The following is a 13,319-nucleotide window of genomic DNA, read 5'->3' as shown; positions in this document are numbered from 1 at the left end:
GGCCATGCGTCTGGGGATCCGCCTGCTGTTTGCGTTCTTCCTGATCAACGGGCTGGCGGCCTTTTTTGTGCTGCGCGTGTTCATGGCCGAGATCAAGCCCAGCGTGCGCAAGGTGACCGAAGACACGCTGGTCGAGACCGCCTACTTGCTGGCCGCGCAGGCCAGCGATGACCTGGCCGATGGAAAGCTGGGCAGCGGTAGCGGCAGCAGCACCAGCCGCTTTGCCCAGCAGGTGCAGGCCGCCTTCCAGCAGCCGCTGCGGGTGTGGATCTGGGACACGCGCAAGGCCGCACTCGACCTGCGCGTGACCGTGACCAATGCCCAGGGGCGCGTGCTGTTCGATTCGGCAGGGCTGGATGTGGGGGCCGACTACTCCCGCTGGCGCAATGTGGCGCTCACCTTGCGCGGCGAATACGGCGCCCGCACCTCGCGCGAAGTGGCCACCGACGAGGCCACCAGCGTCATGTATGTTTCCGCGCCCGTCGTGCAGGGCGGCACCATCCTGGGCGTGCTCACCGTCTCCAAGCCGGCCAACGCGGTGCAAAGCATCATCGACAGCAGCGAAAGCAAGATGCTGCGCGGCGGTGTGCTGTTTTTGCTGCTGTCGGCGGCCGTCGGCTTTGCCATCACCTGGTGGCTGGTGGTACAGGTGCGCAAGCTGCGCAGCTATGCCCAGCAGGTGCAGGGCCCCACCTTGCAGGAGGCGCAAGGCAGCCGCATCACCCGCGCGCCCAAGACACCCGAGGTGCCCAATGTCCCCGGCGAGCTGGGCGACCTGGCCCAGGCCATGGATTCGATGCGCCGGCGCCTGGAGGGGCGCGACTACATCGAAGGCTATGTGCGCGCCCTCACGCATGAGCTCAAGAGCCCGGTCGCCGCCATCCGGGGCGCGGGTGAGCTGCTGCAGGACGAGCTGCCCGCCGCCGACCGCGCGATGTTTGCCCAGCAGGTGGTGGACCAGAGCCTGCGCCTGCAAAACCTGATCGACCAGCTGATGCAGCTGAGCCAGCTGGAGCAGCGCAGCGCGCTGGCTACGGTCAGCCAGCACACCAGCCTGCGCGCCTGCGCCGAGCAGGCCATCGCGCAGCTGCAGGCCACGGCCTCGCAAAAAGGCATACAGCTGGTACTGCAAGGCGATGACAGCCAGGGCGCCTGGGATGCGGCCCTGGTCACGCTGGCGATCAGCAACCTGCTGGCCAATGCGCTGGATTTCTCGCCTGCCCACAGCCAGATCGTGCTGACCTTGGCGCCCCAGCGCCTGGCCGTGCAGGACTGCGGCCCGGGCGTGCCGGCCAGCCTGCTGCTCCGCCTGGGCGAGCGCTTTTTCACCACGCCGCGCCCCAACGGCGAGCGCAGTGGCAGCGGGCTGGGCCTGTCCATCGTGCAGCGCATCATGCTGCTCCATGGCGGCCGGCTGCAGTTTGCCAATACCCATCCGGGCCTGCGCGCCAGCCTTGATTTCTCGGCCCAGGACTGAGCACTTCCGCCGCAAGCCGCTGCACTTCACACTGCCTTCACAGACTTCATGCTCGGCTCACCGGGGCCGCAGACACTCGCCGCACCGATACACAGAGCAACGAGGAATGCATGAAAAACAGACTGGTGCAAAAGGCCCTGAGCCTGGCCATCACTATGGCGCTTTTGCTGGTGGCGCTAATGATGATCAGCGATGTGGTGCGCGACCGCATCTACAACCGCGACCGCGCGGTACAAAGCGTGGTCAACAGCACCGCAGGGTCGCAGACCCTGTTTGGCCCGGTGCTGGCCCAGCGCTGCAGCCGTGAAGTGAGCGGCAAGGACAGCGAGGGGCGTGTGGAGACCCGCCTGGTCAGCTTTCAGCGCTACGCGCTGCCCGATGAGATCAGCCACCAGACGCGGGCCGAGATGCAGCCGCGCGCGCGCGGCCTCTACCAGGTCAACACCTTCCTCATGCACGACAAGCTGGTGGCCCGCTTTGCGCCCGGCAACCAGCTGCAAGGCAAGCCCGAGGGCGGTGCCGTGCGCCACTGCGATGCGCCGCGCCTGGTCCTGCCGCTCAGCGATCCGCGCGGCATCCGCAGTGCGACTTTGCAGGTCGATGGCAAGCCGCTGCCGCTGGAGCCAGGCACCGGCCACGGCGTCTACACCCGGGGCCTGCAGACCAAGCCTATGACTGCTGCCAGTGGCAACGACAGCAGCGCCATCGAAGTGGTCGTGCTGCTGCAGTTGATGGGCACCGAGCGCCTGGCCTTTGTGCCGCTGGGCGGCACCAACCAGGTCAGCATGCAGGCCGACTGGCCCCATCCCTCGTTTGGTGGCAACTTTCTGCCGCTCAGCCGCGAGATCAGCGACCAGGGCTTCAACGCCAGCTGGAGCATCCCGGCGCTGGCCTCATCGGCGCGCCAGGCCTTTGTGCAGGAGCGCTCGCTGTGCAGCCTGGGCACGCCCGACACCACCTACGCCCATGCCTCCGACGAAAGCCAGTGCCTGGAGCAGTTTGGCACCAGCTTCATCGACCCGGTCAACCCCTATAGCCTGAGCGACCGTGCCACCAAGTACGGCCTGCTCTTTGTCGTGCTGACCTTTGTCGCCGTGGCCATGTTCGAGGTGCTCAAAAAGCTGCGCGTACACCCGGTGCAGTACCTGCTGGTGGGCTCGGCGCTGTGCATTTTCTTCCTGCTCCTGATCAGCCTGTCCGAGCACCTGGGCTTCAGCCAGGCCTATGCCATTGGCGCGGGCGCCTGCGTGCTGCTGCTGGGCTACTATGCCAGCCACATCCTGGGCAGCCTGCGGCGCGGCCTGCCGTTTGCCGCGCTGATCGCAGTGATGTATGGCCTGTTGTTTGTGCTGCTGCAGCTCGAACAAACCGCGCTGGCCGTCGGCTCGCTCGCGCTGTTCGCCGTGCTGGCGATCGTGATGGTGGCCACCCGCAAGGTCGACTGGTATGCGTTTGGCAAAGGCGACGCCCCCGAGCCAGTTCCCACCCCAGCCTCCAAGACTTTTGGCCCACGCACCCAGGAGAGCGCATGAACACCGACACCCGCATGGATCAACAGCGCCAGCAATGGCGCCAGGCCCAGCACCAGATGAGCCGCAGCCAGTTGCGCGCGCTGCGTGACCAGTGGCTGGAGCGCGGCAGCCAGCTGCCGTTGCAGGCCAATGCCCGGCGCCTGATGTGGCTGCGGCTGCGCTGCTCGCTGTTACTGGCGCAGCAGCGGTTCTGAACGCCTTTTCACACCCCAACGCAACAAGGCAGCCCTCGGGCTGCCTTGTTGCTTTTCTAAAAATGAGAGCCTATTTGGCAGGCGGTACGCCGCTGCCCCGGCTGATGGCGCGCAAGCGAGCTTCCGGCGACAGGCCCCGCACGCACTGCACATTGGCGTCGCCCAGCAGGCTGTCGCACTTGCGGATGGCGGTGTCCAGATCGGCTTCGCGCTGGCGCTCGGCCTCGCTCTTGGGTGGCGTGAAGATGGACACCTCGCTGGCCGCCTGCTGGTGGGCCTCCTGGATGCCGGCTGCGCGCTGTTGCTTGGCCCCGCGCAGGCACTCCTGCTGCGCGCTCTTGCTGTCCTTGTCGTTGCCGGCATGGCCGGTCTTGCAGTCCTCGACCGCCAGCGCATAGCGGCGATTCACCTGGGCGGCCAGCGCCTTGAAGCGGTTGTTGCCGCTGGGGTGGCGGCGCGCCTGCAGCTGGGCGGCGTCGACCTCGTGCTGGGTCTGGGCCTGGGCGGTGCAGCGGCGCTGCGCCGCCGAGCCGGTGGCCAGGCGCTTGCAATGCGCCAGGGCTTTGTCTGCGCGGGCATCGAGCTGTGCCACCGCCTCGCGGTAGGCATCGTCATCCATCGCGGCTGCCAACAGCGGCAGCACGGCCACGGCGCCTATCACCCAGGCAGCGGCCAGGCGCCACAGCGGGCGCATCACTGCGCCGCCCATCAGCGGTTTTGTTGGCGCAGCCAGGTATCGAGCTGCTGGGCCACCTGGTCCGTGGCCGAGGCCAATGCGGCGGCGGCACCAGCCGCATCGGCGCTGGCGGCGGGTTGCTGGGCCTGGAACACCTGCTGGGCCAGCCAACGCTCCCCCTTGGGGGTGATTTCGCTCAGCGTGGCGCGCAGGCGCAGCACGCCCTGGCTCGACTGGGCCGAGTCGAAGACCTGGCTGAAATCCACCACTTCGAGGCGCAGCATCGCCGGGTAACCGCTCTTGCGCAGTAGCTGGGTGGCGCCATCGTCATCGAGCACGACGGCGCGCTGGCCACTGAGCACATCGCGCATGCGCTGCTGGATCAGCTGCATGGCCGGCAGCACCCAGCTGGCCTGGGTGTAGGGCCGCAGCTCGCGCACATCGGCATAGGCCAGGCGGTAGTAGATGGCGGCGCTGGCATCGGGCACGCCCGCGGCTCGCACATTGGCCAGCACCAGCGGCTCGGCGCCGGCGGCAGCTGCGCTGGGCGAGACCGGCGCGGCTGCCGGGCCAAAGTCATAACGGGCGACGGGTTGGGGCTTTTGCGGCAGGGCCGAGCAAGCGGCCAGCACCGCCACGGACGCAGCCACCAGGGCTGCACGGCCTGCGCCTTGCAGGCGGCGGCCCCATGGTGCACGCAGGGAAGTAGAAATCATGGCATCCATCCTATCGGCCGCTGCCTGCGGCGGCAGGGGCTACAAAACCTGGCTCGCCAGGGCCTGGCAGCGCATTGGAGCTGCCATAAATCAGAGACTGCGGGTTGTTCTTGAATGCATCGGCCGTATCGCCCATGCGGCGCGCGGCCGAGCCCACGTCATGCATGGTGCGGCCCATCGCCGGCAAGGTGCTGCGGTTGAAGTTGTCGGCCGCATCGCTCACCTTCTCGACCGCCTGGCCCATCTGGTCCACCACGCCGCCCTTGGCCGCCAGGCTGCCCACTGCCGTGCTCACGTCATTGGAGGTCTTCTGGATACCCGCCAGCGTCTTGCGCGTATCCTGCGCGATGGCAGGAAGGCTGGCGAGTGCAGGGTCGAGCTTGGTGTCGACCGTCACCATCAGGCGCTTGCTCAGCTGCTCTATGCTCTGGGCCGCCTGGCCCAGGCTCTTCATGCTATCCACCAGCGCCTGCTGGTTGTCCTCGCTGAGCAGGTCGTTGACTTTGCGCGTCGCGTCTTCCACCTGCTGCAAGATGATGGGCCCCTGCTCGGCAATCTGGCCAAACGGCGAGGGCTTGACGCGCAGACGCGGAATGCCGTCGGGGCCGGGGGGCAGCGGCGTGGTCTCGGTGTTGTCGTCATCGAGCTGGATATGGGCGAGGCCCGTGACACCCTGGTAGCCCAGCATCGCATAGGTGGTTTGCGTGATGGGCGCTTCCGCATTGACCGCAATGATGATCAGCACCGTGCCGTCGCGGGCCGGGTCGAACTCGATCTTGGTCACGCGGCCCACGGCCACCCCCTTGTAGCGCACCGCCGCCTGCGGCTGCAGGCCGCTGACGGTCTCGCGGGTGGACAGTTCATAGCGGATGTAGTTCGTGTTGTCACGGCCCATCCACAGGCTCAGGAAGATGACCAGCGCCGTGAGCAAGACCACAAACAATCCAGCCGCCAGTGCGTGTGATTTGTTTTCCATAGCTATTCCTTCACCCCACCAAGCGCCACTGGAGCCATTGCACGGCGTCCACGCTCACCCAGGAAGAAATGTTCAATAAAGGGGTGCTTGAACTGCACCACATCGGCCGGTGTGCCCGAGACAATCACCTTTTTTTCGGCCAGCACCGCCACGCGGGTGGACAGTGCAAACAAGGTATCGAGGTCATGGGTGACCATGACCACGGTCAGCCCCAGCTCGGCATGCAGGTCCTTGAGCAGAGCGCAGAACTCGTCCGAGCTGTTGGGGTCGAGCCCGGCCGTGGGCTCGTCGAGCAGCAAGAGGGGCGGGTCCATGATCAGCGACCGGGCCAGCGCCACGCGCTTGATCATGCCGCCCGACAGGTCAGAGGGCATGCGGGTGGCATGCTCGGGCTTGAGGCCCACCATCTGCAGCTTGACCATCGCCGCATCATGCACCACGGATTTGGGCAGCGTGCCCTGCTCGCTGAGCGGAAACGCGATGTTCTCGAGCACATTGAAGGCCGAGAACAGCGCGCCCTGCTGGAACAGCATGCCGATGCGCGAGGCCGCGCCGCGCAGGCTCAGCTCCTTGACGGGCTGGCCCATCACCAGCACCTCGCCCTTGGCTGGGTGCAGCAGCCCCAGCATCTGGCGCAGCAGCACCGATTTGCCGGTGCCCGAGCCGCCCACCAGGGTCAGGATCTCGCCCCGATAAACCGTAAGGTCCAGGTCCTGGTGGATCGCAAAGGCCCGGTCGCCCTGGCCAAACACGGTCCAGAGCTTGCGGATATCGACCACTTTCTCATCGCTGGTCGGCGCGCTGGGGGGTTGGGAGATGGCATGGCTCATCGCTAGAACCCCACCTTGCGGAACGCGATCGCAAAGATCGCATCGAGCACGATCACGGCCGTGATCGAGATCACCACCGACGAGGTCGTGCCCCGGCCCAGGCTCTGGGTGTTGGGCTCGACCTCCAGCCCCCAGTGGCAGGCAATCAGCGCAATCGCCACCCCAAAGGTGACCGACTTGGCCAGCGCCAGGTAGAGGTTGGCAATATCGACCGCGCCGGGCATGGCCTGCAGAAAATAGGCGGGCGATACGCCCATCGCGGCATCGGCGGCCATCATGCCGCCCACTAACGCGCAGACCGTGGTCCACATCGACACCAGCGGCATGGCCAGCGCCAGCGCCAGCGCGCGCGGCATTACCAGGCGGTAGCCCTGCGCAATGCCCATCACCTGCATCGCATCGAGTTCTTCGTTGACGCGCATCACGCCGATCTGTGCGGTAATGGCCGAGCCGGTACGGCCGGCCACCAAGATGGCGCCCAGCAAGGGCCCCAGCTCGCGCACCAGCGAGATGCCCAGAATATTGACGATGAAGGCATCGGCACCGAACTGGCGCAGCTGCAGCGACATCAGGTAGGCGAGCACAACGCCAATCAAAAAGCCCACCAGGGCCGTGATGGGCAGCGCGGTGGCCCCCATCGCATACAGATGGCCCGATACATCGCGCCAGGGGCCGCGCAGCGGGTTCTTGATGAGGCGCAGCACATCGAGCAACAGCTGCCCCACCATCTCGACCATGCTGCGCACATGGGCCATGAAGCCCAGCAGCACCAGGCCCAGTTGGATCAGCCAGCCCCACCAGTTGACCTTGGTCTCCGGCGGGCAGCCCATCGTCAGCGACGCGACCCGTTCGAGCATCTGGCGCTGCAGCTCGGTGGTGCGCAGCTGCGCGGGCCACTGCTGGCCCCAGTGGTCCCACAGGAGCTGCGCGCCCACATGGTCGAGCCACTGCACCTCACTGAGGTCCCAGCCTTGATCGGCGCTGGGCGCGGCGCCATCGAGCTGGCGGCGCAACTCGCGCCACATCGGGCGTTGGCCCAGCTCTGCCGCACCCCAGCGCCCACGCAGCTGCGCCCAGCGCTGCGTGCCGTCCTGAAGTTGCTGTAGATGAGGGGCTGTATCGTCCATGGGGTCCAAAAACAAAGCGTGTCGCCCTGCGCGCACGCCATTCGCACTATAGCCGGTCTGTCACCCAGGCGCACCCAGCGGGCTGGCGATCACAGCGCGTGCCGCTGTAGGAAGGCATCGCCGAGCCACGCTTGTGCGGCATCTACACCACGCTGGGCGGCCAAGGGCAGGCAGTAGGCGCGATGGGTGACAGGGCATTGGTTTTCCCGCTTGGCAAGCCCGGCATACTGCTCACAAACTTGCCGATTCGATGGACCGAGGGAGCCCAATACTCCCAATGAGAAAAAGACCGCACATGCAATCTGGAGACAACACAAGTTTCGACTACATCGTCATCGGGGGAGGCACGGCGGGCGCACTGCTGTGCAACCGCCTCAGCGCCAAAACCCACAACCGGGTGCTGCTGATCGAGGCGGGCCGGCGCGATGACTACCACTGGATCCACATCCCCGTGGGCTACCTGTACTGTATCGGCAACCCGCGCACCGACTGGCTGTACAAGACCGAGCCCGATGCCGGGCTCAACGGGCGCAGCCTGCTCTACCCGCGCGGCAAAACGCTGGGCGGCTGCTCCAGCATCAACGGCATGATCTACATGCGCGGCCAGTCGCGCGACTACGACCACTGGGCCGAGCTGACCGGCGACGCCCGCTGGCGCTGGAACGACACGGTGAACTACTTCAAGCGCCATGAAGACCACTGGCGCCTGGACCAGGAAGGCGAGACCAGCCCCAGCTTTGCGCAGTGGCATGGCAACCGCCGCACCGGCAGCACCGGCGAGTGGCGTGTCGAGAAGCAGCGCCTGCGCTGGGACATTCTGGATGCCTTTGCGCAAGCCGCCCAGCAAGCGGGCATCCCCGCCACCGAGGACTTCAACCGGGGCAGCAACGAAGGGGTGGGCTACTTCGAGGTCAACCAGAAAAACGGCTGGCGCTGGAACACCGCCAAGGCCTTTTTGCGCCCCACCTGCTACGGCCGCTCCAACTTCGAGATGTGGACCAATGCCCAGGTCTCGCGCCTAGTGCTGGAGCGCCAGGCCGGCGGCCAGCTCGCCTGCACCGGGGTGGAGGTCTGGACCGGCACCGAGATGACCATCGTCAAGGCCGACAAGGAGGTGGTACTGAGCGCGGGCGCCATCAACTCGCCACAGATCCTGCAGCTGTCGGGCATCGGGCCCGGCGCCTTGCTGCAGCAGCATGGCATTGCCGTGCAGCATGACCTGCCCGGCGTCGGCGCCAATCTGCAGGACCACCTGCAGATCCGCTCGGTCTTCAAGATAGATGGCGCGCCCACCTTGAACGTGCTGGCCAGCAACCTCTGGGGCAAGGCCCAGATCGGGCTGGAATACCTGCTCAAGCGCAGCGGCCCGATGAGCATGGCGCCTTCGCAACTGGGCGCCTTCACCCGCAGCAGCGCCAGCCAGCCCCACCCCAATATCCAGTACCACGTGCAGCCGCTGTCGCTCGACGCCTTTGGCCAGCCGCTGCACAGCTTTCCTGCCTTCACCGCCAGCGTCTGCAACCTCAACCCCACGAGCCGCGGCACCGTGCAGATCAAGAGCGCGGATTTCCGCACTGCGCCGGCGATCGCACCCAACTACCTGTCCACCGCCGAGGACCGCCAGGTCGCAGCCGACAGCCTGCGCGTGACCCGCCGCATCGCCGCGCAGCCCGCGTTGGCCAAGTACCAGCCGGTAGAGTGGAAGCCCGGCGCGCAGTACCAAAGCGATGAGGATCTGGCGCGCCTGGCCGGCGATATCGCCACCACCATCTTCCACCCGGTGGGCACCACCAAGATGGGCGCCGACCACGACCCAATGGCCGTGCTCGACAGCGAGCTGCGCGTGCGCGGCGTGCGGGGCCTGCGCGTGGTCGATGCCGGCGCCATGCCCACGATCACCAGCGGCAACACCAACTCGCCGACCTTGATGCTGGCCGAGCGGGCCTCGGAGTGGATACGCGCCAGCCATGGGCCATGATGGTGCGCCGCAGAGTTTCAGCGCGGTTACCGCGCCCACGGCACTGACCCTGCCCTCTTCAAGGGCAATCAAGCGCCCAGCACGCCCTGAAACGGCAGTTTTGTCTCATTTTTTGCCGTTATGGGGCGGCTGGGCGCAGGAAAGGGGCAGAAATCGGTCGCATCCTGCAATCTGCACCAAATCAGTTACCTTTGGGGTAAATCCCAATGCACCATGCAGGTGCGATGACCTATAGTAGAGGCACTCGAGGCACTGAAACAGTGCTCTGCGAGAGGACCGAGGAGACATCTCTACAATTCGAACATTTATAAAAAGCATCAATAAAAATGAGATGCTCCTTCAAAGCGCCTTCGGGCGCTTTTGTTTTTCTGGCGCCGCATTCGCCGCTGCCCGCACCCGCACCCGCCGGCCAGCCCATCACGGCCTGGCACCACCGCCCCTTCTGTTCCGCTGGCAGCGCTGCATTTAGCGGCCCTGGTACGGTGCTGCACCCCACGCGGCGATGCGACAATCTCGCCCCATGGAATGGATCTTCGTTACCTTCGCGTCGATGTTCGCGGGCTTTGTGGATGCGGTCGTCGGTGGTGGCGGCCTCATTTTGGTGCCCGCGCTGTTTGGCGCTTTCCCCTCTGCGCCGCCGGCCACCTTGCTCGGCACCAACAAGAGCGCCGGCGTCTGGGGCACCTTGATCTCGGCGCGCCAGTACGCTAAGCGGGTGGACATGCGCTGGGCCGCCATTGCACCGGCTGCAGGCGCAGGGTTTGTCGCCTCGCTGCTGGGGGCCTGGGCGGTCACCGTGGTCGACCCCAGCATGCTGCGCAAGGCCTTGCCGGTCATCCTGGTTGCCGTGCTGGCCTACACCTTGTACAAAAAGCAGCTGGGCCAGACCCATGCGCCGCGCTACAGCGGCCGCGCCGAAGCCTGGGTGGCCTCGGCCATTGGGGCCACCATCGGCTTCTACGACGGCTTCTTTGGCCCGGGCACCGGCAGCTTCTTCGTCTTCCTGATGGTGCGCTGGCTGGGCTATGACTTCCTGAATGCCTCGGCCAGCGCCAAGATCCTCAACATCGCCACCAATATCGCGGCGCTGATCCTGTTCACCGCCAAGGGCCATGTCTGGTGGCACTTTGCGATTCCGCTGGCCGCAGCCAACATCCTGGGCAGCATGCTGGGCACCTGGATGGCCTTGAAAAAAGGCTCGGGCTTTGTGCGCGGCATGTTCATCGTCGTCGTGGCGGCACTGATCCTCAAGACCGGCTACGACGCGTTCTTGCGCTAGAAACCGGCACTCAGCGCGAAGGCCGGCCTCGTTATTGCCCCGGCTCGGCGGCCGGCTTGAGCTGGATATCTTCGACCCTGCGCGGCGTGCCCATTGGCGCGCGGCCTTCACCTCGCTGCATTGCGGCCATGTCGGCCTCGCTGGGGTACTCGCCCAGCAGCCAGTAGTCCATGATGCGGCGGGCAATCGGCGCGGCCGAGCCGGCACCAAAACCCGCATTCTCGACAATCACGCCGACGGCGATCTTGGGGTCATCGGCCGGGGCAAAGGCGATGTACAGCGCATGGTCGCGCTGGCGCTCGGCCAGGCGCGCGGCGTTGTACTTTTCCTTCTGGCCGATGCTGATGGCCTGGGCCGTGCCGGTCTTGCCACCGGCCGTGTAGCGGGCCGTGCCAAAGGAGCCGCGCCCGGTGCCGCCCGTCACCACCGACACCATGCCGCGCTTGACGGCCTCGATATTGCTTTGCTTGTAACCCAGGTTCACGGGCGGGGGCTGCTCGATGGGGCGGCGCTCGCCGGTGACCGGGTCGATCAGCGAACGGCCCACATGTGGCACCCGGCTGTTGCCATTGTCCAGGATCGTGGCCAACGCATGGGTCAGCTGCAAGATGGTGAAGTTGTTGTAGCCCTGGCCAATGCCCAGCGAAATGGTCTCGCCCGCATACCAGCGCTTTTGCTCGGGGCGTTTGTAGGTGTCGCGCTTCCAGGTGGTGCTGGGCAGCACGCCGCGCACTTCACCGGGCAGGTCGATGCCGGTGATCTGGCCAAAGCCCAGCGGCTTCATGAAATCATGGATCGCATCGACCCCCATCTCATTGGCCAGCGTGTAGAAGTAGACATTGCTCGAGTGCTGGATCGCGCGGTTCAGATCGACCGGGCCCAGCGCATGGCCGGAGCGGAAGGTGTGGCCGCCAAAGGTCCAGCTTCCGCCGTCCTGGATGATGGTCGAGGGCGTGCGCTTGCCCGTCTCCAGCCCTGCCAGGCCCATGAAGGGCTTGTAGGTGGAGCCGGTGGGGTAGGTGCCGCGCATCGCGCGGTTGAGCAAGGGGCGGTCGATGGATTCGTTCAGCGCCTTCCAGCTTTCCTGGTCAATGCCTTCAACAAAGATATTGGGGTCGTACGTGGGCTTGCTGACCATGGCCAGCAGCTCGCCACTGCGCGGGTCGATCGCCACGGCCACGCCCCGGCGGTCGCCATACAGGTCTTCGACCATCTTCTGCAGCTTGATGTCCACCGACAGCACGACGCTCTCGCCGGGGGTGGCCGGGGAGCTGTCGAGCTTGCGCACCGCATGGCCGCCGGCCGAGGTCTCCATGCGCTCCACGCCGGTGTGGCCATGCAGCTCCTTTTCGTAGCTGGCTTCGACACCGGTCTTGCCGATGTACTCGGTGCCCCGGTAGTTGGCCGCTTCGTCGGAGTCGTCGATGCGCTCCTTCTCGCGCTGGTTGATGCGGCCGATATAGCCGATCAGGTGGGCACCGGTCTCGCCCATCGGGTAGGAGCGAAACAGCCGCGCCTTCACATCCACGCCGGGAAAACGGTAGCGCTGGGCGGCGAACTTGGCCACTTCCTGGTCGGTCAGGCGCGAGCGGATCGGCAGCGAGTCGAAATTGCGCGAATCCTCGCGCAGGCGCTTGAAGCGGCGCCGGTCGCGCGGCGTGATCTCGATCAGCTGGGACAGCGCATCGATGGTCTCTTCCACATCACCGACCTTGTAGGGCGTGATCTCCAGCGTGTAGGCCGAGTAGTTGGTGGCCAGCAGCACGCCATTGCGGTCATAGATCTGGCCACGGTTGGGCACGATGGGCACCACCGCCGTGCGGTTGCTCTCGGCCTGTGCCAGCAGGTCATCATGGCGTTCGACCTGCAGCACATACAGGCGCGAGAGCAGAATGCCAAAGCACAGCACCACCACCAGACCGATGACGATCACCCGCAGCCGAAAGCGGCTGAAGGCGCGGTCTGAATTCTGGATCTCGGTCATGGTCTGCGCAAACGCCCCCGCTTACAAAGGGCGGTTTTCGTCATCGTCGGGCGGCTGGCGCTGGGGCAGCTGCAGCAGCCAGCTCACCAGCGGCCACAGCACCACGCACCACAGGCCGGGCGTCAAAAAGCCCCAGCCCGGAAAACTGCCGCGCAGCAACATGCGCAGCAGCATCAGCACCACGTCGGACGCGAGGAACAGCGGCATCACCTGCACCGCCTGGGCCATCACGCTCAGCCAGGTGATGCGCTGGCGCAGCAGCGCCACGCCATACAGCACGGCCGAATACACCAGCGCATGCAAACCCAGCAGGGACGACTGGTGCACATCCATGCACAGGCCCAGCACAAAGGCCCAGCCCATGCCGATCTTGCCGGGCTCGTGCACGCCCCAGTACACCAGCACCAGCAGCAGCACATCAGGCAGCCACAGCGCGCGGCCCAGCGGCAGCATATTGATCATCAGCCCCAGCACCAGGGTCAGCGCAATAAAGCCCGGGGGGACAGGGAGCAGCAAGGGCTGCCCACGCGGCATGATCATGGCTGCATTC

12 protein-coding genes are annotated in these 13,319 nt (G+C 66.0%); 5 read left to right on the top strand and 7 right to left on the bottom strand.

The window, feature by feature from the left end:
• The first annotated feature begins 4 nt into the window (after positions 1 to 4).
• The 3 genes from creC to DCO45_RS16240 all read left to right on the top strand — a co-directional run bounded on the left by creC (position 5) and on the right by DCO45_RS16240 (position 3,203).
• Positions 5 to 1,477 (top strand): two-component system sensor histidine kinase CreC, encoded by a 1,473-nt coding sequence (gene creC / locus DCO45_RS16250; protein ID WP_116926809.1) that lies wholly within the window; start codon positions 5 to 7, stop codon positions 1,475 to 1,477.
• 110 nt (positions 1,478 to 1,587) lie between these two features.
• The gene (gene creD / locus DCO45_RS16245) at positions 1,588 to 3,009 is read left to right on the top strand and encodes a cell envelope integrity protein CreD (protein WP_116926808.1); all 1,422 of its coding nucleotides are present in this window, start codon (positions 1,588 to 1,590) and stop codon (positions 3,007 to 3,009) included.
• Positions 3,006 to 3,203: a hypothetical protein gene (locus tag DCO45_RS16240; RefSeq protein ID WP_116926807.1), complete on the top strand. Its 198-nt coding sequence runs from the start codon at positions 3,006 to 3,008 to the stop codon at positions 3,201 to 3,203. The genes creD and DCO45_RS16240 overlap by 4 nt, the downstream gene beginning before the upstream one ends.
• Before the next feature lie 70 nt (positions 3,204 to 3,273).
• Here the strand turns inward: DCO45_RS16240 and DCO45_RS16235 are convergent, their stop codons facing one another.
• Genes DCO45_RS16235 through DCO45_RS16215 form a run of 5 tightly spaced genes read right to left on the bottom strand, consistent with a single transcriptional unit; the run spans position 3,274 to position 7,528 of the window.
• Positions 3,274 to 3,897 carry a hypothetical protein gene (locus DCO45_RS16235; protein WP_133248184.1) on the bottom strand — a complete coding sequence of 208 codons (624 nt, stop codon included), beginning with the start codon at positions 3,895 to 3,897 and terminating at the stop codon, positions 3,274 to 3,276.
• A 14-nt stretch (positions 3,898 to 3,911) separates the two neighbouring features.
• A complete protein-coding gene (locus DCO45_RS16230) occupies positions 3,912 to 4,595 on the bottom strand; it encodes an ABC-type transport auxiliary lipoprotein family protein (protein WP_116926857.1) in 684 nt (227 codons plus the stop codon).
• Between the two features lie 10 nt (positions 4,596 to 4,605).
• Positions 4,606 to 5,571 carry an MlaD family protein gene (locus DCO45_RS16225; RefSeq protein WP_116926805.1) on the bottom strand — a complete coding sequence of 322 codons (966 nt, stop codon included), beginning with the start codon at positions 5,569 to 5,571 and terminating at the stop codon, positions 4,606 to 4,608.
• A 2-nt stretch (positions 5,572 to 5,573) separates the two neighbouring features.
• A complete protein-coding gene (locus tag DCO45_RS16220; RefSeq protein ID WP_116926804.1) occupies positions 5,574 to 6,401 on the bottom strand; it encodes an ATP-binding cassette domain-containing protein in 828 nt (275 codons plus the stop codon).
• A 2-nt stretch (positions 6,402 to 6,403) separates the two neighbouring features.
• Positions 6,404 to 7,528 (bottom strand): ABC transporter permease, encoded by a 1,125-nt coding sequence (locus DCO45_RS16215; RefSeq protein WP_116926803.1) that lies wholly within the window; start codon positions 7,526 to 7,528, stop codon positions 6,404 to 6,406.
• Positions 7,529 to 7,823: 295 nt separating this feature from the next.
• Between DCO45_RS16215 and DCO45_RS16210 the strand changes: the two genes are divergently transcribed.
• Together DCO45_RS16210 and DCO45_RS16205 are read left to right on the top strand one after the other, a co-directional pair.
• Complete coding sequence (locus DCO45_RS16210; protein ID WP_116926802.1) at positions 7,824 to 9,506, top strand: GMC family oxidoreductase N-terminal domain-containing protein; 1,683 nt, start codon at positions 7,824 to 7,826, stop codon at positions 9,504 to 9,506.
• A 520-nt stretch (positions 9,507 to 10,026) separates the two neighbouring features.
• On the top strand, positions 10,027 to 10,785 hold the full coding sequence (locus tag DCO45_RS16205; RefSeq protein WP_116926801.1) for a TSUP family transporter: 759 nt from the start codon (positions 10,027 to 10,029) through the stop codon (positions 10,783 to 10,785).
• A gap of 31 nt (positions 10,786 to 10,816) precedes the next feature.
• On the opposite strand, the gene mrdA is transcribed toward DCO45_RS16205, so the two are convergent.
• Together mrdA and mreD are read right to left on the bottom strand one after the other, a co-directional pair.
• The gene (gene mrdA, locus DCO45_RS16200; RefSeq protein WP_116926800.1) at positions 10,817 to 12,769 is read right to left on the bottom strand and encodes a penicillin-binding protein 2; all 1,953 of its coding nucleotides are present in this window, start codon (positions 12,767 to 12,769) and stop codon (positions 10,817 to 10,819) included.
• A 21-nt stretch (positions 12,770 to 12,790) separates the two neighbouring features.
• On the bottom strand, positions 12,791 to 13,309 hold the full coding sequence (gene mreD, locus DCO45_RS16195; protein ID WP_116926799.1) for a rod shape-determining protein MreD: 519 nt from the start codon (positions 13,307 to 13,309) through the stop codon (positions 12,791 to 12,793).
• Between the last annotated feature and the right edge of the window lie 10 nt (positions 13,310 to 13,319).

It is taken from the genome of Comamonas sp. JNW (assembly GCF_003105075.1).
In the GTDB taxonomy this organism is placed as follows: Bacteria; Pseudomonadota; Gammaproteobacteria; order Burkholderiales; family Burkholderiaceae_C; genus Comamonas; species Comamonas squillarum.
Note: the sequence above shows the minus strand (reverse complement) of the source record. Positions and strands in the feature narration are given on the sequence as shown.